The sequence below is a fragment of the Klebsiella sp. GN_Kp190 genome (assembly GCF_040061795.1).
Lineage (GTDB): Bacteria > Pseudomonadota > Gammaproteobacteria > Enterobacterales > Enterobacteriaceae > Klebsiella > Klebsiella michiganensis.
In genome coordinates this window covers 16,754-37,424 of the sequence record NZ_JBEAFN010000028.1, presented here as the reverse complement: position 1 = coordinate 37,424, position 20,671 = coordinate 16,754, and the positions used below count along the sequence as shown (strand labels likewise).

Genomic DNA, 20,671 nt, shown 5'->3' with positions numbered 1-20,671 from the left:
ATAAAGATTTTCATACTTCAGTGAAAATTACGGCTGACACTGGCTGCTATAAAGGGAATGGTAAAAATACCTTTCATGCCCCCGAACGTTCCCGTAATAAAGCAGAACCTACAGGTTATGCCAGTGACTTCACGGACAAACAGGATGGGACTGTATTATTTTCCCTTTAACCATCGGATGCTTTCGCTGGATAAAATTCAAAAACGGGATTTAATGAAAACGAGCAAGGAGCAGTGATGTTCTACAGGAATGAAGTGATCAGTTATTTACAGACGAATAAAATCCTTGCGTTAAAACTCGACCGTGCCTTAACGGGCGTCGGAAAAGCGGTATCAAATCAGATTGAAAGCATAGGCGCAGGCGCGATGCGTATGCTGTATTATACCTCCTGCTTTACTGATGAGTATCAGGATGTATGCCAGCAACAAAAAAACGAAGACCTTCGATTTAAACAAGGTGTTATTTATTTGTTGCGACATGGTAATCTCGTGTACGACTTGCTAAAAATATATTTTGAACAAATATTCAAATTTAAAACCAACGATCAATTGGAATACATTAAAAAAAAGCTTATGGCGGTTAATATCCATATTGCCGCCAGTTCACTGACAAGCGCGGGATTTGCTTTAGCAACAGCATCATTTGTCGCAGTAGGCACAAGACTCAGTCTTGAGTTCAGCGCACTGGCAGGGCAAAAAGCAGGTGGGATTGTAGGCGCTATTGCCATATACGGCGTTGTCCAGAAAGCGGTTAATAGTGCACATCGTCTTCACATGACTTATCCTGCTTACTACTCAGCGCTATACGCGAAAGAGCTGGAAATGATGTATTTTCTGATAGAACCCTTGTTTGAACGCGCCGAGGCGTTTAAAGCACAATGGGTATCGGATGATGAAATTGCAGATATCATCAGGAGGATGATCCAATAATTATGATGAATTTGATTAAAAGATTGCTCAGGCGAATATTTAGGTCCCTGGTGTCGTATTATGGCCCCGCCGCGCTAACAATAGTATTTGCTTTAATTCAAGGTCTATGGTTTCCGGGGAGTCCTGCCTGGCTTATCCCCGTTTTTTTCTTATTTGTAATTTTTATTTTTTAACGATACGTAACATGGTAATCCCTGAAAATTATTACCCTCCTGAATATATAAGGAAATAGTATGTCTACACCCGCACATTTATGGCTTGAGGATGAAAATGGTTCTCCAATTATGGGTAGCTGTTTAATGCCGCTACGAATGGGATCTATCGAGTTAAAATCCTTCTCCCACGGTATCACTATCCCGGTAGATCCCAGCTGGGGAAAACTGACGGGTACCCGCATTCACCGCCCTATCACGATAGTAAAAGAATTTGATCAGACAACACCGCTTCTGTATCGCGCAGTCTGCGAAGGCCGAACCATGAAGACGGCGACAATCAAAATGTATCGTATTCTCGAATCAGGTATTGAAGCCGAATATTTCAATATCATTCTGGAAAACGTCAAGTTTACAACGGTTGCACCGTACCTCTCTCCTAACGGTATGAGTAGTACTCATCTTGAAACGCTTGAATTGCGTTATGAGGCGATCACCTGGAAGTATACGGAAGGAAATATTATCTATCGTGATAGCTGGAACGATCGTTGCTGTGCGTGATGACAAAGGGTTTCACAGGAGGTCAAGGCTTCCTGTGAGCCTCACGAGGACATCAACCGCCGGCGGGAAATCTGGTGGATAATTTAGCACCAACACCGTGGCAATGTTCCACCTTAGCGCTCCAACCGGGGGAGAATGTTCAACATAAAAGTGACGTTGTCACATGGGAATTTTTCAAAGAGAATACCGCTGCTCATGGAAAAATCGCTTTCATCACCAAGGAGGTGAATGATTTTATTATTTATAAACAACACGTTATGGAATCTTTCAGTACGTTTAATCTCAGACTAATAATCAACATCATTGATTAAAATGTTTAATTGAATGAATCGATAAAGAGAGTATTGTTAAAAACAATGATGAGCGGAGATAAATAAATGTTACGTGATTTTTTGAAGGTAGAAAAAGAGGATCGTCTGGTCGAACAACAGGACGCCAGCAGCGGTAAAGCGAATTCAACGGACGTCACCGAATGGATTATTGTGAATAAAAATGGTGATAAAAAAGGCCGGGTGGCGTTATTCAATCAATTTACCACCCGCCGTTCCTATTGCGTGAATTACCGCATCACCCAGTTTGATAATAGCGGCAAAGTGGTTGTCGACCGGCTGGCGGAATCAATCTGATCCCGGGGAACGTTATCACGCCGGCGTCCCGCGCCTTTAGCCCGGCCCGTCGCTGGCGGCGGCCAGCAGCGGCACAATCACATCGCTTAACGGCGTGGGGATATGGTGAATACGGCCATATCGCTGAACGACCCCGTTGCGAATATCCCACTCCAGCGGCAGCCCGGCCTCGCGATCCGTCAGTATTGAAGTGCTTAAATCCGGAGGCGCTCGATGGAAACCGGCGAGAATTTCCTGCGGCACGCCGTCGTCCAGGCTGGCGCCTGCGGCGCGCGCCACCGTCAGCCCCTCTTGCAAATAGGCTAAAGCAAGCGCCGTGATATCGTCGCGGGCAAACATCCCTGCCCGCCTCCCCGCCAGCACCATCAGACCGGCGACCGCATTCTGCAGCAGTTTGCGCCACGCAACGGAAAGAAAATCCGCGCTGATATCCACTTCACAGCGCGTGTCCCGTAGCGCGTGCCGCACCCGCTCGGCCCCCTCAACATCCGGCAGCGTCAGGCGCGGTTTCGCCCGCAGCCAGACCGACGCTTCAGGTTCACGCTGGGCGGGGAACCAGACGACCGATGGCAGCACGGCCGCTTCCGCCACGTATGGCGCGAACAGCGTTTTTTGTTCAACGCCGTTTTGGAGCACGCAGACTACCGTTCGATCGTGACACAGCGCTTGCAGCCACGGTGCAATAGCCGCAATTTGTGTCGCTTTTACCGCCACAAATACCAGGTCGTACGGCGCGGCGACCGATGCCGGTTCCGTCAAGACCGGCCCCGGCACCACAATATTTCCACCATCAAAACGCAGCGAAAGCTGCGGGTGCGCACGGCGGCCGCATACCAGAGGCGTACGGCCAACCTCGTGCAGCGCCGCGGCGATGGTGGTACCAATTGCGCCCGGACCGATCAGCGCAACGGTGGGTTCTTCAACTGTCATCTATGCCTCCAGGCCGCTTCCGGCCCCTGAGATTTCATTAGTACGTAACATAAACGCGACTTCGTTCGCATTACCATTTTATTCATATGGGTAATCTGAATGTGTGTGTCAGCGTACACACTTTTCACCATCAACAAGGAAGGTACATGTTTCCAGAATACAGAGAGCTGATTTCTCGATTAAAAACCACGCATCCGCGCTTTCAGTCGCTATTCGAAAAACATAATGCACTCGATCACGACATTTCCCGCATAGAAGGAGTCGATGGCAAAGGATACAGTCTCGAGCTTGTACAGATGAAGAAAGAAAAACTTATGTTGAAGGACGAGATGCTCAAAATCCTCCAGCATGAAAGCTTGATGTAAACAAGAAGGCCGCCGGATGGCGGCCTTCTTATAGCACCAGGCTACGAGCGAATAAACGCCAGCAGATCGGCGTTAATCACATCGGCGTGCGAGGTATGCATACCGTGCGGAAAGCCGGGATAAATTTTTAGCTGGCTGTTCGGCAGCAGCTTATCCTGCAGTATCGCGGCGTTTTGATAAGGCACAACCTGATCATCATCGCCCTGCATCACCAGCACCGGCAGCGTAATGGCTTTTAAATCTTCGGTCTGGTCGGTTTCCGAAAACGCCTTAATCCCCTCATAGTGCGCTTTTGCGCTACCGGTCATGCCCTGCCGCCACCAGTTCTGAATCGTGCCCTGGGACACCTCCGCGCCTTCACGGTTAAAGCCGTAGAACGGCCCGGACGCCACGTCGAGATAAAACTGCGAGCGGTTGGCGGCCAGCGCTTTGCGAAAACCATCAAACACCTCGATTGGCGTACCGCCCGGATTACTCTCCGTTTTTACCATCAATGGCGGAACCGCGCTGATCAGCACCGCTTTGGCCACGCGCCCCTGCGGCTGACCATACTGCGCAACGTAGCGCGCAACCTGCCCACCGCCGGTAGAATGCCCGATATGCACGGCATTATGCAGATCCAGATGCTCCGCCACCGCTGAGGCATCGGCGGCATAATGATCCATATCGTGACCGTCACTCACCTGATCTGAACGACCATGACCGCGTCGGTCAATCGCAATAACCCGGAACCCTTCTGCCAGGAAAAACAGCATCTGGTTATCCCAATCATCGGCACTTAAAGGCCAGCCATGATGGAATACGATCGGCTGCGCCTCCTTCGGGCCCCAGTCTTTAAAGAAGATATTGACGCCGTCTTTGGTTGTCACAAATGCCATGTTACAAACTCCTCTCGTGAGAAAACAAGGCTGCGGGCCTGACGCCTGCAGTGGGTCGGGTCTTAAGGCGGGATGCTATGTCTGGACGATAGCGTCTCGTTAGGTGTGAAAATGACCTGGCTGGAAAAGTGTAGATGATTTTTGCCGATACTGAGCGTTCGCTTTGTATCCGATAAATGGGCTGTAAACAGCCCGGTTAAGCATGCAGGAAGGAAAATTTAACGCAGGACGAACTTAATAACGCCGGATGGTTACCGTTTCGGCTCCCGCCTGGTCGAGCGCGGCGAGGCCCTCCTCTATCCGCCCGAGGCTTATCAGCCCGGGGGAGTGGCGAAAATCCTCGCGAAAAATGGCCAGATTGCCCCACGGCGCGTAATAGGCGATGTCGCCGCGCCGTGGGGTCATTGAGGCGCCAGAATCCGCGCGGCGCAGTTTCGTCGGCAGCCAGGCGATTTTTTCCGTGGAACCATAATCCTCGAGCTTCACCGTCATCGGCAGCTGCGCCAGGAACTCATTAGCCGCTGCGCTCTCATCCAGCGAGCCGACAACAGTGGCGCCATTGAACTCAAACTGAATCTTCACCGCGTTCTCCCGCCCGGCGGCAAATGCCGCCCCCGTCGTAGCAATAAAAATCTATAGCGTGGCGCTAAGAGAGTTGAACATCCGCTCACCCTGCCAGGCCACGAGCGCGCAGGACTTCACTCACCACCGCTACCGCCGAAAAGGCATTTGGCCAGCCGGCATAGAAAGCAGCATGCGCAACGATCTCCCCCGCCTCTTGTGCGGTGAGGCCGTTATCCATCGCCCGGTTAAGGTGGTAGCCAATTTGCGCGCTTTGCCCGGCGGCAATCAACGCGCTGACCGTGACCAGGCTGCGGTCGCGCGGCTTCAGCCCCGGTCGCTGCCACAGGTCAAGAAACAGCGGTTGAGTCGTAAACTTCACCAGTCCAGGGGAAATCGCGCCGAAGTTCTGTTCTACGGTTGTTGAACGCTGGTTCTCCACCGCCTGATTAAGAGGGAGCAGCTCCGGGGAGGCAGCAGCCAGCTGCTCGCGGCCAATGCCGCGCGCGACAAAAATATCTTTCGTCACCGCAACGGCGGCCATCGCGTTGGGCCAGCCGGAATAAAAAGCCAGATGCGTGACGATCTCTGAGATTTCAGCCGCCGTGACGTCGTTATCCAGAGCAACTTCAACGTTATGTTTTAGCTCCGCCGGCTGATTACGGGCGATAAGAATCGCCACGGTCACGATGCTGCGGTCGCGACGCGAGAGTTCTGTTCTCTGCCAGAGATCCCCTATCAGCACCTCGCTGCCGAAACGGGCAAGCGCCGGCGCGACGGTTTGAATATCCTCAGCGGACAATACGGATGGACTACGTGGAGCCATTTTTTCACCTCTTTTTTCTTCTGCCAGGGCTGGCGCGCCCAGCATTAACGACATTGCAGCTACGGCAATAAAAGCTTTCATCCTGAACACCTTTCCGACACGTTAATTCTTCAGCCTTTCCACCAGTTGACGCTGGTATTCAGGCAGTTGATCGCGGCTGGCGCGCTGAAAAACCAGCGGAGGCAGCCAGGTCATTCCCGCATGCAGCGCGCTGGCCTTCATTGGCGTAAAGACGTCGGCCAGGCTGACGCCCGTTCGCCCGGTCTCGCCGTATGTCGCGTCACCGCCTGCGGCCGTCGTGACAATCAGCATCTCTTTGCCCTGCCATACTCCCGGCCCTACGCTGCCCCAGGTATCGTTCAACCAGGCCTTCATCATCGGGGTGATGTTGAACCAGTGGGTCGGGAAGATAAAAACGATGCGCGAGCGTTCCCGCATGAGCCGTCGCTCTTCATCGGCATTGATATTTCGGGTGTCAAAACCGTAAAGCGCCTCGAGATTGCGTACGGTCACGCCGGGTACGCTTTGCGCTGCGGCCTCAAGACCTTTGGTCATGACCGATTGCTCGGGATACGGATGAGAGACGATAACCAGCGTGTTAGCCTCTGCCGCGCGGCTGGTAGAGGTAAAGCTAAACAGAAACGCGATGACGGCCAAAAGCCAGAACAGACCGGGAATACAGCGGTGCGAATAGTTCATCAAGCTCTCCTTCTCTTTTGCCACAGGGTAAGGCGCGGAATAAGAAGGAGCCAGCCCTCGCTATCGAATGGGGCTGTGAGTTATTTTCATCAATCGGACTACAGACCGAGCGGCTTCATTTCCCGCACAAGGGAGATTAACAGGCGCAGCCCGGTGGGAACCTGATGACGGCTGGAGTAATAGATATAGAATCCCGGTCCGTATGAGGCCCAGTCGGTCAGCACCAGACGCAGGCGCCCTGCGCTGACGTGCTCTGCTATAAGCGGTTCCGGCAGGTACATCAGGCCAAACCCCTGCAGAATGGCCACCACGCCCGTCTCCGCCAGATCGACCGTTAACAGCGGCGGTACTTTGACGGTGAGCTGCTCTTCGCCACGTTCAAACTCCCATTTATAAATGCGGTTGTTTCCCAGACGATTGCTGACGCAGCGGTGCTGTTGAAGATCGTGAGGATGCCGGGGCTCGCCAAAGCGGGCAAGATATTCCGGGGATGCGGCGACCACCCAGCGCACATCGGCGGACAGCCGCTGCGCCACCATATCTTCAGGCACGGTTCCGCCATAGCGGATCCCTGCGTCAAACCGCGCTTCCGTTACATCAACAATGCGGTTGCTGGCCACGATATCCAGCTCAATATCGGGGTAACGTTCAGCAAAAACAGACAGGACCGGGGCCAGCAGCAGCGTGGCCGCCTCGACGGCGACGTTGAGCCGAATATGTCCCGCAGGCGAGTCGCGAAACTGGTTGAGCTGTTCAATCGCGACATCGATTGAAGCGAGCGGCTCGCTTACCGTGCTGGCCAGACTCTCGCCTGCCGCCGTCAGGGAAACGCTTTTGGTCGTGCGGTTCAGCAGACGCACGCCCAGCCGCGCCTCAAATCCCTTGATCGCGTGGCTCAGCGTCGATGCGCTCACCCCAAGTTCAACGGCAGCTTTACTAAAACTCTGATGGCGGGCTATGGCGAAAAAATAGACAAGATCGGCCATGTCGGCACGGGTTACATTCATACGGTCTCGCTAACTGGATAGACTTTAAGCTGAAAAAACAACGTTACTTTGATGTGATGGCGTATCGTGACGTTGATCCGACCAGGAAAATCAAAGACCTGGATGCACGAGCAATCTTCCGGGCGGTATGTTTATACTACAGGCGTCAGCCTTGATAAACTGACCTTCCGACCGGAGATAAACCCATTTTATCCGCCAGAGGCGCATGTATGTTACCTGATTGCGATAAAGCCATCGTCCTGCTGCATGAAATCTACGGCATCAACGCGCATATTCAGCGATCCGCCGCGACCTGGCGCAGCCGCGGCTTCGATGCGTACACGCCAGCGCTTTTCCCTCACTCTGCGCCGTTCGCCTATGAGCAGCAGGAGCAGGCCTGGCGCCACTTTTCCGATAATGTCGGATTTGATACCGCCGCCATCGTGTCGCTGCTGGCCGAGCTAAGAGCGAAATACGGCACGCTAATCCTTATCGGCTACAGCGTAGGCGCCACCTTAGCCTGGCTGGCCGCCAGAAGCGGACTCTGCGACGGTGCGGTTTGCCACTACGGTTCACGGATCCGCCAGTACTGCGATGCGGCGCCTCCGTGCCCAACGCAGGTGATTCTCGCCCGCCATGAGCCGGCGTTCGATCCCCGCGCCCTGCAAAACGAGCTGGAGAAATATCCCTCCGTGGCCTGCCGGATGTTCAATGCGCAGCACGGCTTTTGCGATGCCGACAGTCCGGCGTGGGATGCGCGCCTTGCGCAGCAGGCGGACGAAGACACGCTGCGGTTTTTAACGCTTATTCAGCAAAGACAGGAGGCCTGATGCATCAGATATTTCAATGGATTAACGAACCCGCGACATGGTCAGAAGAGGACGGCGAACTGCGCGTCGTCACCGATGCGCAAACCGACTTCTGGCGCGAAACCTGGTACGGGTTTGAGCGTTTTTCCGGGCATATCTACGCCACGGAAGCCGCGGGGGACTTCACCTTTCAGGTAAGGGTGCGAGCAGATTTCAGTACGCTGTATGACCAGGCAGGGATCATGTTAATGCAGGACGCCAGGCGCTGGATTAAGGCCGGTATTGAGTACAACGACGGCGCGCCCGCTATCGGTAGCGTACTGACGCAGGGAACATCAGACTGGGCAACCGGTATTTTCCCGGGCGACCCCGGTGAGTTCTGGCTGCGTCTGACCCGCCGCGGAGAAGCGCTGCGCCTGCAGTATTCAACGGATGGCCAACTGTGGCCGCTGCTGCGGCTGTGCCCTTTTCCGGGCGGCGCGGCGAAGGTCGGCATCATGTGCTGCACGCCGCAGCGCAGCGGCCTGCGGGTTACTTTCGACCAGATATCACTGCTGCCGCCGAATGATAAAGATTTGCACGATCTGAGCTGAGCAGTCGGCTCGCGCGCGGGCAAAATCGCTGAAGAATCGCGACGGAGGTATGATTTCTGGCTCCTCGGGCTGCCCGTGCTCGCGCCTTGCTGCTAGATTGGCAGCAGCAACCTTCAGGCGAAAAATGAGGAGGAGTCATGTTTTCCTACATCATGCTCGGCACTAACGATCTGCCGCGCGCGATTCGTTTTTACGACCCGTTGATGGAGATGCTGGGGCAGCCCCGGAGCGGCCGCAGCGAGCAAGGCGCATCGTGGGGGACATTCAGCGGAAACCGCACCATCGGGCTGTGCATTGGCAAACCGTTCAACCAGCAGCAGGCAACAGCGGGCAACGGCGCTATGGTGGCCCTGAACGCACGTTCGGTTGAGCATATTCAGCAGCTGCATCAGTTGGCGCTACGCCTGGGAGGAAGTGATGAAGGCGCCCCAGGACACCGCCCGCAGTACGGTGAAGGTTTCCACAGCGCCTACGTCAGAGATCCGGACGGCAATAAGCTGGCGTTTGTTTATTACGCAAACGCAGACTAAGCCCCACGCCGGAAAGTTAAGGCAGGGTTAGCGCATGGCGAAACCCTGCGCATCTCTCAATATCTCGACGGATGCTCTCAGCCAGATGATTCGATTTCGGCAAATGGCCATGCAAATCGCGGCCTTGTCTGCATCAGCCTTCCGTAAACATTCCCGACCTGAACGTCTCCCTCATGGCTTCGATCTCTTGCTGGCGGGCCGCCTTTAAGGCAGACAGCATATTGCAGGTAAAATCCACAAAGCCAACGCCGTTGGCAGTCACCAGGTTACCGTCGCGAACCGAAGGCACGTTTCTGTACCGCGCGGCGCCGCTGTAGGCTGACCCCGCCCGGCTCTGCAGGTAGGCCAGCCCGTTCGAGGTGTGGTCGACATCATTGAGAAAGCCATGCGCGCCAAGAAAGGCCGAAGCGTCGCATATCGCGCCTACCACAATCTGCCGGGCCTGCGCTTGTTCTACCAAAGGTACAACCCGCCGGGCCTCCTCTCCCCACCAGTTCATTCCGCCCACCAGCACCAGCGCGGCGTAATCATCGGGTATCGTCTCGAAGGTATAATCCGGCAGGCAGCGCACCCCGCCAATTGACCTCACCGGCCCCTCATCGGCAGCCACGGTTCTGACTTCGTATCGCGGTTCCCATACGCCAAACCCGCGGCGCAGCCCCGGTGCCAGCAGCGCGAACTCCCAGTCGGCGTACTCCTGGATGAGGACAAACAGCACTTCTTTACGCGTATCCATAGACATCGCACTCTCCTTTTATTAACAGAATTTGCCGTCGCAGCATCCGGGGTACCGATGGACACTATCGCCGTACTGCCGCCAAAAACTGTATAAATTCACAGTATAAAAGGCAAGGCTATTTTGCCCCTTGCGGCAACCCGAATCGATTTTTGCGAGTCAGCTCCCCGGATAGAAAACTATCCGGGGCAATAGCTATCGTCTCCCGCGCGCTGAGCCCGCGTTTAATGAAATAGGCCTGCGCGCCAGGAGAACCTCCCTCGTGATGTACAGCGTATATCCCTCCGGCCGCAGCCTGGGCGCCCGCAGTTCTTTCAGCGTAATACCGACGATATCTCCCGATTGAAGACGTTGACGGATCGCGCTACCGCTAAGCCGCAGCGCTCGTCTCAGGACCGACAGCAGGCTGGTCTGAAAGGCGCGCGTGACTCTGACATCCACCCTCACCTGAGAAGCGCGAACAAGGTTGATGCGCCAGCGTTCCTGAACCACAAAGTCAGGCGTACCCGATAGCGCCGCGCGATTACGCCGCAGAACGACCGGATCGTGAGAGTAAGCCTCGACGGCAGATTTATCGTTAGCGATAAGTCGCGCGTAGAGCTGCGGATTGATTTTGCTGACGGGCAAACGCGAGAACAGGCTGATGTTCCAGGTATACGCGCAGCGCACGCACTTATAGATACTCCAGACATCGAGCACTTTTTTTTGCGAGTTGACCCGGAAGGCGCCGGACGGGGTGAAATCCTGCTGCCCATGACAGGCGGGGCAGCGCTTGCTAATCAGCTGATAGCCGACTGGCCTGACGTTCCATGTAATTTTCATGGTGAACCTTTTTTTAACCCATACAAAAGCGGATCCGTCGAAAACGGACCGTGATTTTTGCGATGTGAAAAATATTTAGAGAATACTTTTCAGTGGGTTAAAAAAAGATTTCCAACGCGACGACCCTGTCTGACCGTGAATGAATGCGTTCAAGAGTAGCAAAGCGGCAAGCGGGCTAAATATGCATTAAATCAATAAATACATAGAAATCATTCACAAACGACGTTGTTTACCTTCTGTTCACAAAACGAGAAGCGGCTCACTGATCAAACAAACCTAAACGTTTATGTTTAGCCTCATAAACGTTTAGGTCAAGGAAATAGCCGTCTGTATCGCGGGTAATTTCATAAATACAGAGAGCGAAATATGCGTAAAGCAACGATGCGGGATGTGAGTGAAGCGACGGGATTTTCTATGTTTACCGTTTCACGCGCGCTAAACGGTGGCGATGGCGTTGCTGACGACAGCCGGGAGCTGATTTTAAAAGTGGCGCGAGAACTCGGCTACGTACCTAACCGCGCGGCCCAGGCGCTACGCCGCTCAAGCAGGGACTCGGTGGCGGTGATTACCGCCCATGCCTCGAACTCTTACTACCTCAACCTGATGTCCGGTATTCAGCAGATGCTGCAGCCGTCGCAGTGGACCGTAGTGCTTGGCGATATCGCGGTCAACGGTACCTACGACCGCGCGCAGGAAGATCGCATGATTAACCGCCTGATCGAGTCGCGAATGGCCGGGATCATTTCGACGGTGACGCTTCAGCCGGAAAGCCTGAGCCTGCTGGCGAAATGGGATATTCCGGTCGTCTTCGTTGACTCACCTCCCCGCGGCGAGCACAACTTTCCCAGCGTCACGACCGACAATTATCAGGCCAGCCTGCTGGTGGGGACCCATCTGGCGCAGCACGACTATAAAAGCTGGCTGCTCCTCATCTACCCGGACCGCTGGACCACGCGTTTTGAACGCGAGCGCGGTATTCGCGAGGCCGCGGAGCGCTGCGGCGCAACGCTTGAAGTTGTCGAAACGGAGAACGACGCGCAGTCGGCTGCGGACACCCTGAGCCGATACCTGGACCGCCAGACATCGCTGCCGGACGCGCTCATTGCCGGTAACAACCCTATTCTGCTGGGTTCACTTAAACAGCTTCAGCAGCGCCAGATAGCCATCCCCGACGATATGGCGCTTATCGCCTACGATGAATTCGACTGGGCGCCGCTATTAAATCCGCCGCTAACGGTGCTCAATGAAAACAGCGAAGAGATTGGCAGGCAGTCGGCTGAAATGCTTATCCAGTTAATTAATCCGGAAGGAAAAGGAGAAATTAATACCCAGCGTAAAGTTCCCGCCGAACTGGTTATTCGCCAGTCCTGCGGCTGTAGAAAATAAATAACCATTAAAAAGAGACAATTGAGATTGCTGACAACGTATCGCCCGGACGGCATTGCCCGGCGGCGCTTCCCCTGCACGGGCCGACAGAAACGGCGCTTGCGGTTTTCGTCGGCCGGGTAAGGCGCCACCCGACAAAAAAGCGGGCTACGGCGTGCTATACGCGCTCATCATTTTAGCGATGTAAATAACGGCTGAATTTCAGTCGCTACCGAAAAACAACATCAGGGGATTATTTCTGAGGCTTCCCCACACCTGGCCGTACCTTATACCACACGATAATGAAAGGAGCAGAATATGACCAAACTTCGCAAAGCATGGCTGGCTGTCGCGGTTAGCGCGGTAATCACCACCATGACAGGGTTTATTCCCGCAGCCAGCGCCGCGCCGCAGGATGGCAAAAAAATCTCCCGCATCGGCTTAATGGTGCAGGACATGTCCAACCCCTTCTTCTCGGCAATGGAAAGGAACGCTAAGCAGGCCGCGGCGCAAATCGGCGCAACCCTTAACGTACAGGATGCGCAGGTCGATCTGGCAAACCAGAACACGCAGATTGACGCGTTTATTCAGCAGAAAGTGGATCTCATTATTATTTCCGCCGTCGATGAGTCCGGGATCGAGCCGGCCATTCAGCGGGCAAAAGCCGCCGGAATTATCGTTATCGCGGTCGATACGCCCGCGAAAGGCGCAGACGCGGCGATCATGACCAACGCCATCCAGGCCGGGGAAACCTCCTGCGAATACCTGTTCAGCCAGATGGGCGGCAAAGGCAAAGTGCTGCTGGTGGATGGCACGCCGATTCAGACCATTATCGACCGCATCAAAGGCTGTAAAAACGTCGCGCAAAAATACCCGGATATCAAAATCGTCGGCCAGCAGGCATCGCGCAACGACCGCGCTTCCGGCCTGATGGTGACCACCGACATGCTCACGGCCAATCCGGACGTCGCCGGTATTTTCGGCATGAACGATCCTTCCGCGCTCGGTGCGGTACTGGCCGTTGAACAGGCGGGCAAAGCGGGCGCGATCAAAGTTACCGGCGTCGACGGTAGCCCGGAAGCGGTTGAAGAACTTAAGCGCAGCGGCTCGCCGTTTATCGGTACCGCAACGCAAAATCCGGGCGAAATGGTGCGCCAGGCCATCACGCTTGCTCAGGATATGGTCGACGGCAAACCGATCGCCTCCCATACCGTCCTGATCCCCAGCGTACTGGTCACCCGCGATAACGTCGACAGCTATCCGGGCTGGTAATCACTTCGTCACTTTAAGAGGCAAAAACGGGATGACGCTCAGGTTCATCCCGGAGGGCAAAGACAATGGCCGATACAACATCACCTCCCTTGCTCAGGCTGGAAGGGATTTCAAAACGCTACGGCGCGACCCTGGCGCTGAACAACGTACGCTTTGATTTATTCGCCGGAGAGGTCCATGCCCTGATGGGGGAAAACGGCGCGGGCAAATCCACGCTGATGAAGATCCTCTCCGGTAACGAGCAGCGCGATAGCGGCGTTATTTTTATCGACGGGCAGGAGATTGATATTCGCACGCCCAGGGATGCCCGCAAATATGGCATCGCCATTATCCACCAGGAGCTGAATACGGTTCCCGATATGACGGTGGCGGAAAACCTGTTTCTCGGCCAGGAACCGACCGCTTTCGCCGGTATTCTCGATCGCAAACGGATGCACCGGGAGGCCAGAGAGAAGCTGGATCGGATTAACGCGGACATCGACCCGCAGGCGCCGCTCGGCTCGTTGAGTATCGGGCGTCAGCAAATGGTCGAGATCGCCCGCGCCGTCAGCGAAAACGCCAAAGTGCTGGTGCTTGATGAGCCGACCGCCGCCCTGTCGCGGGCGGAGACTCTCCAGCTATACCGGCTGATCGAGCAGATGCGTCAGGATGGCGTCGGGATGGTCTATATCTCGCACCGCATGGAAGAGGTATGGCAGCTGGCAAACCGGGTCACGGTCTTCAGGGACGGCACGTGGATCGGCACGGAAATCCTCGGCAACGTCTCAACCACCGATATCGTCCGCATGATGGTCGGCCGGCAAATCGTCGATCTCTATCAGCACGAGCCGCGTACGCCCGGCAAGGTACTGCTGGAAGTCAGGGACCTGGCAGGCAGTGCGACCGGCCCGGTCTCCTTTGAGGTCAACGCGGGCGAAGTGGTCAGCATGTCCGGTCTGGTGGGCTCCGGGCGAACTGAAGTCGCTCGCCTGCTCTTCGGCGCCGACCCGCGCACCCGGGGAAGCGTGCGCATTGACGGCCGGACGAGCAATCCGGCAGACCCCACCGCCGCTATCGCCGACGGTATCGGGATGGTGACCGAAGACCGCAAAACTCAGGGACTGTTTCTCGGGCATTCGGTTGAGCACAACATTGATATCAGCTCGCTGGATAACTTTGTCGCCGGCGGCGTGGTGAAACGCAAGACGATTCGCGCCGCCGTCCTTGAGCAGATGCGCAGGCTGCGGCTGCGGGAAAATGCGGTTGAACTGCCCGTCAGCGCCCTGTCCGGCGGAAACCAGCAGAAAGCGGCGCTGGCGCGCTGGCTTCTGCGCGATTCGAGGCTGCTTATTCTCGATGAACCGACCCGCGGCGTGGATATCGGCGCCAAAAGGGAAATCTACGAACTGATCGACAAGCTCGCCCGCGCCGGGAAAGCCATTCTGGTGATCTCCTCCGATTTACCGGAGGCCATCGGCATTAGCGACCGCGTGCTGGTCATGCGCGGCGGGCGAATCGTTCATCAGTTACCCTCGTTTTCAGCCACGGAAGAAGAAGTGATGCTGCACGCAACAGGAACCTTTACCAGTCAATCCGGAGAATGCCATGGACAACAATAAACCTGTGACGGAACTGCCGGTCAAAGCGCCGTTTGATTTTGCGAAATGGTGGGATCGGGTGGGGATCTTAATCGTTCTGCTGGTGCTGCTGATCCTGATGTCCACCTTCGCGCCAAACTTTAACCGCGTCGATAATCTGCTGAATATCGCCCGCTCGATTTCCGTCAACGCTATTCTGGCGGCGGGCATGACCTTCGTCATTTTAACCAGCGGCATTGATTTATCCGTCGGGTCAATCGTCGCCGTTTCCGGCGTAGTCTCAGTGGTCGCGGCGATGGCCGGGCTCCCTGCGCCGCTGGCGATTCTGGCCGGCGTTGGCGTGGGCGCACTGTGCGGTCTGCTTAACGGCGTGCTCACCGCCTATCTCGCTCTCGCGCCCTTTATCGTCACTCTCGGCACGATGACCTTCCTGCGCGGTATGGCCTACACCATTACCGAAGGGCAGCCTATTGTGTCGAGCAGCCTGAGCTTCCGCGAGCTGGGAAATGGCTATTTTGCCGGTATCCCCGTGCCGGTCATTATTATGCTGATTGTTTATCTGCTGGCGTGGTTCATTCTTGAGCGCACACGGTTCGGCCGTCATATCTATGCCGTCGGCGGCAACGCCCAGGCCGCGCGCCTGGCCGGCGTACGGGTCAAACGCGTGCTGGCGGCGGTCTACATGATTGCCGGCGTCTGCGCGGGTCTGGCGGGAATTATCTTCGCCGCCAGGGTGATTTCCGCCCAGCCCACGGCGGGTACGGGATATGAGCTGGACGCCATTGCGGCGGTGGTGCTGGGAGGCACCAGCCTCGCCGGTGGACGCGGGCGGATTATCGGCACCCTGATTGGGTCAATTATTCTTGGCGTACTCAGCACCGGCCTGATTCTGCTGAGCGTGCCCTTTTTCACCCAGCTATTGATTAAAGGCATCGTCATCATTCTTGCCGTGGCGATTGACGGGCTGAAGCAGCATCCGGAGCTGTTTACCTTCTGGCGGAAAAAAGAGATCGCCCGTACCCGCTAGCTTTCCCTGACGCTTTGTTTATCCGCCGCGCTGGCGGCGGGTCTTCGCACGCTTAAATTTTAATGGAGTATACCCTCATGACATATCACATTACGCTGACGGACCCGATGAACGGTACCCGTGATCGCGAACCGATTACGTTTACTCTCCCGGAGAAACTGCAGGAGCCCCTGTGGTGGGCAATCACCAGCGAGGACCAGCGGATCCTTTGCCAGCGCCTCACCCATGAGTCGACGCAAAACAGTACCGCTTTTATCGCGACGGTCAGCTTCAGCGGTACCCTCAAGATGCGGCTTGACCGCCCGCTCACGGCGGCGGAAGTCGGTGAAATCGCCGGTATCCACCGGCTGCCTGGCCGGGAAAAGGACTGTTTTGTCCGTCTCAATACCGGCTGTTTCGATCTGGAAATGTGTCGGGGAACCGCCCAGGGCGTCGGTGCATCCAAGTGGGGGCTGCGCCATTTTCGCGCGCTGCAGGACAACGTCGAGCTGCTTCCTTCCGGAAATAACGCCATTGGCGGGTTTTACGGCCCGTTTTTCACCCCGGAAAATGGGCTGATAAACCCGCCGGAGCATACCCTCGTTGATATTGAGATCCTCGAGGAAGGCCCGGTCTATCATCACTACCGCATGCGCGGCGCGATCCCCGACGGATTATTACCGGAGCTGCGCGGTAAACGTTTCTCCATCGACTGGAAATTTAGCTGGAACACGCCCTGGTTTCAGCGGCGCTACTGCGTAGATGATTTTTCAACGGTGATTAACGGCCGTTCGGTGACCAACAAGATCACCGTCGGCGACGAATTTGAGAGCGGCCCGGGAAAACTGCTGTTCGATCGCTTCGCGGCGTACGGCGGCACCCGCTATCGCGCGGGCGACCCCTATGCCGAAGAGCTGGTCGCCATGGTGGCCAATACCGTCACCACCTCGGAAAACCAGAGCCCGAAATTTACCGAATTCCGCGAACAGCTCGCCGATATGGCCTCCGCCCACTGGGATCTCTACTGGCGGATGTTCTGCCGCTGGGAGAACGTGCTCGATGAGGCGGAGATTCGCGAACGGCTGAGCCAGGTTCGCGCCCGGGCGCATCGCAGAGCCGATCTCACCGAGCGGGAATGGCTGCTGACCGATTCGCCCGTTGACGTTTCCGCCGTCGCGGATGAAACCATCTTTCCCGGGCCGGCCAGTAAAACCGTCGAGTATGATTCAGCGAGCGGCCGGGCGATGATCTGGTGGACCTCCCGCCCCTCCGGCGCGTTTCAGATAGTCCAGCGCCGCCAGTCAGGATGGGTTAACTGGGGCAGCAACGGCGAAAACGAGTGTCCGGAGCTCCCCGTCGGCGTCGATATCAAGACCGCCTGCGGACGTTTTGCCGAAAACTGGATGCAGGTAGCCGATCGGCTGGAAACCCCGCCGGTGGTCGCGGTGAGCCGGGGAGAAAAGCCATGATCCTCTGCTGCGGAGAAGCCCTCATCGATATGCTGCCCTGTCGGAGCCGCGAGAACGCCCCCGCCTTTACTCCCTGCGTTGGCGGGGCGGCGTTCAATACCGCCGTCGCCCTGGGTCGCCAGGGGATGGCGGTCGCGCTGTTTTCCGGTTTATCGGACGATTTTATGGGTGACATGCTGCGCCACACGCTTGACGCCTCCGGCGTGGATTATTCGCCCTCAACCCGCGCGCCGCTGCCCACCACCCTCGCCTTCGTCAGGCTGGTAGGCGGTCAGGCCCGCTATACCTTTTACGATGAGAATAGCGCCGGTCGAATGCTGACTGAAAACGACCTGCCGACGCTCGGGGATGACGTCTCCGCCGTTCTGTTCGGCTGCATCAGCCTGATCGCCGAACCGTGCGGCAGCGTTTATGAAGCGCTGATGGTAAGGGAAGCGCCGCGTCGGGTGATGTTCCTCGACCCTAATATTCGTGAAATTTTCATTCCGGACCGGCAGAAACACCTGGCGCGCATGAGGCGCATGATTGCGCTGGCGGATATCGTCAAGCTTTCCGATGAGGACCTCGCGTGGTTTGCCGAACCCGGCGAAGAGCATGAGGTGATAGGCCGCTGGCTGGCGCGGGGGCCGAAGCTCATCGTGGTCACCCGCGGCGCTGACGGCGCTGATGCCTGGACCGCTGATTTTCATCTGCATGTGCCCGCTATTCGCGTAGCGGTGGCCGATACCGTCGGCGCGGGCGATACGGTGAATGCCGGTATTCTCGCCAGCCTCTCGCAGGCCGGGCTCCTGGAGAAGGAGAAACTAGTGACACTGTCACGTGAGCAGGTTCGCCAGGCGGTGGATCTGGGGATGCGCGCCGCCGCGGTGACGGTTTCCAGGCCGGGCGCTAACCCGCCCTGGGATCATGAACTCTGAAGACAGCGGACGCTCTGTCAGCAACCGACAGCCAGATGAGGGTCTGAAACAGCGTTTATTGACGGACCCTTATCCTGATTTATGTTGTATATGATTTGAGTCCCAATTATTGAATGAAAGCTAAACCAGCTTCATTTATTCATGGGTTATTGCCGACTAATCCATTAATATCAGCTAATTAGATCGTCATTCAGTTTCTGTCGATCCCGTTAACAGACATCAGGGACAGGACGTCAATAATGAAAAACAATCCATGGTTCGTGCGTTTGCGTAATACCTCTATTCCGCAGCATAAGCTGCGTCCGGCGAAATGGCTGGCGCTGATTGCCCTGCTGCTGCTGCTGGCGCAGTTGACGATAGAGTTTTTACTCTTAGCATAAGCACAATAAAATCGGCTGTTGGTGTTCAAATTCGCAAGCGCCGATAAGATTAAACTCAAGTTTAATTCGTGATAAGCATCTCAGTTTATCAATAACGGCTAGACAAAAAGAACGCAGGCATGCTAGTAATTAATTCAAGCAAGGGAACGGATTTAAATTAAACAGCATTTAAACCCTACCCGTCAGGCTGAAAAATTAATTGATAATGGTTTGGATTGCTGAACGATTATCAAAAGGGTAAGTGAATCGAAGGCCCTCAGAGACGAAAGTCTCTGAGGGCCTTTTTTGTTTTTTTCTATCTCAGGAGTCAAAAAATGTCTAAAGAACGTCGTCTCTCTCGCATTTTCGCAAAAGATGGTAAATCCGTCACGCTGGCGCTGGATGGCTACTATTTTTCAAGCAAAACAAATGGTATTGATAATACGATAAATCAGCTTCCGGCCCTTGTTGAAAGCGGCCTGGACTGCGCGCTGGTCACTTATGGCATGTTGAAAAATTTCCGCGAAGTTTTCAATTGCGTTCCCGTTGTATTACGCGTCGATAGCACAGTGAATATTTTTGATAATACCGTTCCCGATACGACTCCCGTCTTTTCCATTGAGGATGCGCTGAAAGTGGCTGCGGAAGGCGTGGTGTGCATGACCTTCCCCGGCGCGTTCAATGAAGAGAAAACGCACATCATGGCGATGCAGCTGGCGCAGGCCGCCGATCGCTGGAACGTGCCGCTGATCGTGGAATCCCTGCCGTACGGCTATCCCGTGACCAGCGACGACTCCAACAACCCGGCCGTTATCGCCGCCTCGGCCCGCATCGCCGTTGAGCTGGGGGCTGACGTGATCAAAACCCGCTTTACCGGTACCGAAGATGATCGGCTTATCGTCGAAGCGGCCGGCGTGCCGGTACTCGCGCTGGGCGGCCCGAAAACCGGCATCGACGGTTATTTTAAATTTGTGCAGCACTGTATGCAGGTGGGTGCAAAAGGCGTGGCGGTGGGCCGCAATATTACTCAGGACCCACAGCCGGCAAAAGTAGTAGCAGGTCTGAACGCCATCATCCATGAAAATGCCACAGCGGAAGATGCCTACAGCCTCTACATGGCTAAATAACATCGGATATTAATATGTTCTTAAATAACACCATCATTCCTTCCGTCAGAAAATATAAACATTTTGAACAGGCGCTGGCCTGCGCATCAGAATACGTACTGCTGTCCGAAGCAAATATCGGCAACCTGCAATCGCTGATTGGCAAATGCCATCAGCGCGGCAAAAAAGTGCTTATTCACCTGGAGCTACTGGGCGGTTTTAAACCCGACCAGGCGGGGATCAGTCTGCTCAAAAATTACTACAAGGTTGATGGTGTTATTTCGTCGAGTCTCTCGGCCCTACGCTATGCCAAAAAAGAGGGATTGTTAACTATCTTCCGGGTATTGCTCATCGACTCGCGTTCGCTGGATCACTCCATCGATATTGTTAAGCATAACCCGCCAGATGCTATTGAAATCTTACCTGCTGAATATGCCTGCCAGTGCCTGGAATTGATTAGCCGGAATTTAAAAGGCTTTGACGTGATATTCATCGCCGGAGGCTTTGTAAAGCGGAAATACCTTGTAGATAAAATCTTCCATGCCGGATTTAAAGGCATTACCACCAGCGAACCCGGTTTATGGTAACGCATAAGGA

Annotated in this window: 26 protein-coding genes; 18 read left to right on the top strand and 8 right to left on the bottom strand. The window is 55.3% G+C overall.

All coding sequences use genetic code 11. From position 1 onward, the window contains the following. Window positions 1-236: 236 nt before the first annotated feature. From ABLU67_RS16640 to ABLU67_RS16620, 5 genes are all read left to right on the top strand, one after another. Window positions 237-929 carry a hypothetical protein gene (locus ABLU67_RS16640; RefSeq protein ID WP_032719142.1) on the top strand — a complete coding sequence of 231 codons (693 nt, stop codon included), beginning with the start codon at window positions 237-239 and terminating at the stop codon, window positions 927-929. 2 nt (window positions 930-931) lie between these two features. Further along, window positions 932-1,102: a hypothetical protein gene (locus ABLU67_RS16635; RefSeq protein ID WP_305956153.1), complete on the top strand. Its 171-nt coding sequence runs from the start codon at window positions 932-934 to the stop codon at window positions 1,100-1,102. Between the two features lie 60 nt (window positions 1,103-1,162). Continuing rightward, complete coding sequence (tssD, locus tag ABLU67_RS16630; RefSeq protein WP_154919122.1) at window positions 1,163-1,642, top strand: type VI secretion system tube protein TssD; 480 nt, start codon at window positions 1,163-1,165, stop codon at window positions 1,640-1,642. A 74-nt stretch (window positions 1,643-1,716) separates the two neighbouring features. After that, window positions 1,717-1,953 carry a hypothetical protein gene (locus ABLU67_RS16625; protein WP_154919124.1) on the top strand — a complete coding sequence of 79 codons (237 nt, stop codon included), beginning with the start codon at window positions 1,717-1,719 and terminating at the stop codon, window positions 1,951-1,953. 66 nt (window positions 1,954-2,019) lie between these two features. Beyond that, complete coding sequence (locus ABLU67_RS16620) at window positions 2,020-2,268, top strand: hypothetical protein (RefSeq protein ID WP_004120166.1); 249 nt, start codon at window positions 2,020-2,022, stop codon at window positions 2,266-2,268. Window positions 2,269-2,304: 36 nt separating this feature from the next. Here ABLU67_RS16620 and ABLU67_RS16615 read toward each other — a convergent pair whose 3' ends face one another. Then, a complete protein-coding gene (locus ABLU67_RS16615; RefSeq protein WP_025106287.1) occupies window positions 2,305-3,198 on the bottom strand; it encodes an oxidoreductase in 894 nt (297 codons plus the stop codon). Window positions 3,199-3,344: 146 nt separating this feature from the next. On the opposite strand from ABLU67_RS16615, the gene ABLU67_RS16610 reads away from it, so the two are divergent. After that, window positions 3,345-3,563, top strand: a complete 219-nt coding sequence (locus ABLU67_RS16610; protein WP_004102179.1) for a YdcH family protein — start codon at window positions 3,345-3,347, stop codon at window positions 3,561-3,563. Between the two features lie 41 nt (window positions 3,564-3,604). Here ABLU67_RS16610 and ABLU67_RS16605 read toward each other — a convergent pair whose 3' ends face one another. The 5 genes from ABLU67_RS16605 to ABLU67_RS16585 form a co-directional block, all read right to left on the bottom strand. Further along, window positions 3,605-4,441, bottom strand: a complete 837-nt coding sequence (locus ABLU67_RS16605; protein WP_014838530.1) for an alpha/beta hydrolase — start codon at window positions 4,439-4,441, stop codon at window positions 3,605-3,607. 234 nt (window positions 4,442-4,675) lie between these two features. Continuing rightward, on the bottom strand, window positions 4,676-5,074 hold the full coding sequence (locus ABLU67_RS16600) for a cyclophilin-like fold protein (RefSeq protein ID WP_348852427.1): 399 nt from the start codon (window positions 5,072-5,074) through the stop codon (window positions 4,676-4,678). Between the two features lie 34 nt (window positions 5,075-5,108). Then, on the bottom strand, window positions 5,109-5,909 hold the full coding sequence (locus ABLU67_RS16595; protein WP_049079773.1) for a carboxymuconolactone decarboxylase family protein: 801 nt from the start codon (window positions 5,907-5,909) through the stop codon (window positions 5,109-5,111). A 21-nt stretch (window positions 5,910-5,930) separates the two neighbouring features. Then, window positions 5,931-6,527 (bottom strand): NAD(P)H-dependent oxidoreductase, encoded by a 597-nt coding sequence (locus ABLU67_RS16590; protein ID WP_064357396.1) that lies wholly within the window; start codon window positions 6,525-6,527, stop codon window positions 5,931-5,933. A 98-nt stretch (window positions 6,528-6,625) separates the two neighbouring features. After that, a complete protein-coding gene (locus ABLU67_RS16585) occupies window positions 6,626-7,534 on the bottom strand; it encodes a LysR family transcriptional regulator (RefSeq protein ID WP_122116782.1) in 909 nt (302 codons plus the stop codon). A 209-nt stretch (window positions 7,535-7,743) separates the two neighbouring features. Between ABLU67_RS16585 and ABLU67_RS16580 the strand changes: the two genes are divergently transcribed. From ABLU67_RS16580 to ABLU67_RS16570, 3 genes are all read left to right on the top strand, one after another. Then, window positions 7,744-8,343, top strand: coding sequence for a dienelactone hydrolase family protein (locus ABLU67_RS16580; RefSeq protein WP_025106279.1), 600 nt, complete (start codon window positions 7,744-7,746; stop codon window positions 8,341-8,343). After that, on the top strand, window positions 8,343-8,915 hold the full coding sequence (locus tag ABLU67_RS16575; protein ID WP_004851043.1) for a DUF1349 domain-containing protein: 573 nt from the start codon (window positions 8,343-8,345) through the stop codon (window positions 8,913-8,915). Before ABLU67_RS16580 ends, ABLU67_RS16575 begins: the two co-directional genes overlap by 1 nt. 137 nt (window positions 8,916-9,052) lie before the next feature. Continuing rightward, on the top strand, window positions 9,053-9,445 hold the full coding sequence (locus ABLU67_RS16570; RefSeq protein WP_070596124.1) for a VOC family protein: 393 nt from the start codon (window positions 9,053-9,055) through the stop codon (window positions 9,443-9,445). A gap of 133 nt (window positions 9,446-9,578) precedes the next feature. On the opposite strand, the gene ABLU67_RS16565 is transcribed toward ABLU67_RS16570, so the two are convergent. Then, complete coding sequence (locus ABLU67_RS16565) at window positions 9,579-10,187, bottom strand: DJ-1/PfpI family protein (RefSeq protein WP_025106277.1); 609 nt, start codon at window positions 10,185-10,187, stop codon at window positions 9,579-9,581. Window positions 10,188-10,376: 189 nt separating this feature from the next. Continuing rightward, window positions 10,377-11,003 carry a DUF1062 domain-containing protein gene (locus ABLU67_RS16560; protein ID WP_014229435.1) on the bottom strand — a complete coding sequence of 209 codons (627 nt, stop codon included), beginning with the start codon at window positions 11,001-11,003 and terminating at the stop codon, window positions 10,377-10,379. Window positions 11,004-11,369: 366 nt separating this feature from the next. On the opposite strand from ABLU67_RS16560, the gene ABLU67_RS16555 reads away from it, so the two are divergent. The 9 genes from ABLU67_RS16555 to ABLU67_RS16515 all read left to right on the top strand — a co-directional run bounded on the left by ABLU67_RS16555 (window position 11,370) and on the right by ABLU67_RS16515 (window position 20,661). Then, the gene (locus tag ABLU67_RS16555) at window positions 11,370-12,389 is read left to right on the top strand and encodes a LacI family DNA-binding transcriptional regulator (protein WP_048262879.1); all 1,020 of its coding nucleotides are present in this window, start codon (window positions 11,370-11,372) and stop codon (window positions 12,387-12,389) included. Between the two features lie 297 nt (window positions 12,390-12,686). After that, entirely contained in the window at window positions 12,687-13,640 is a 954-nt protein-coding gene (locus ABLU67_RS16550; RefSeq protein ID WP_014229437.1) for an ABC transporter substrate-binding protein, read from the top strand. 65 nt (window positions 13,641-13,705) lie between these two features. Next, window positions 13,706-15,238 (top strand): sugar ABC transporter ATP-binding protein, encoded by a 1,533-nt coding sequence (locus ABLU67_RS16545; protein WP_064378185.1) that lies wholly within the window; start codon window positions 13,706-13,708, stop codon window positions 15,236-15,238. Next, window positions 15,225-16,244, top strand: coding sequence for a hypothetical protein (locus ABLU67_RS16540; protein WP_025106274.1), 1,020 nt, complete (start codon window positions 15,225-15,227; stop codon window positions 16,242-16,244). The genes ABLU67_RS16545 and ABLU67_RS16540 overlap by 14 nt, the downstream gene beginning before the upstream one ends. A 77-nt stretch (window positions 16,245-16,321) precedes the next feature. Then, the gene (locus ABLU67_RS16535) at window positions 16,322-17,692 is read left to right on the top strand and encodes a hypothetical protein (protein WP_046877984.1); all 1,371 of its coding nucleotides are present in this window, start codon (window positions 16,322-16,324) and stop codon (window positions 17,690-17,692) included. Beyond that, window positions 17,689-18,609 (top strand): carbohydrate kinase, encoded by a 921-nt coding sequence (locus ABLU67_RS16530; protein WP_025106272.1) that lies wholly within the window; start codon window positions 17,689-17,691, stop codon window positions 18,607-18,609. The genes ABLU67_RS16535 and ABLU67_RS16530 overlap by 4 nt, the downstream gene beginning before the upstream one ends. A 239-nt stretch (window positions 18,610-18,848) precedes the next feature. Beyond that, on the top strand, window positions 18,849-18,989 hold the full coding sequence (locus ABLU67_RS16525; RefSeq protein WP_004851064.1) for a hypothetical protein: 141 nt from the start codon (window positions 18,849-18,851) through the stop codon (window positions 18,987-18,989). Between the two features lie 314 nt (window positions 18,990-19,303). Beyond that, window positions 19,304-20,095 carry a phospho-2-dehydro-3-deoxyheptonate aldolase gene (locus ABLU67_RS16520; RefSeq protein ID WP_004851066.1) on the top strand — a complete coding sequence of 264 codons (792 nt, stop codon included), beginning with the start codon at window positions 19,304-19,306 and terminating at the stop codon, window positions 20,093-20,095. 14 nt (window positions 20,096-20,109) lie between these two features. Beyond that, window positions 20,110-20,661 (top strand): glycerol-3-phosphate responsive antiterminator, encoded by a 552-nt coding sequence (locus tag ABLU67_RS16515; RefSeq protein WP_348852387.1) that lies wholly within the window; start codon window positions 20,110-20,112, stop codon window positions 20,659-20,661. Window positions 20,662-20,671: the final 10 nt, after the last annotated feature.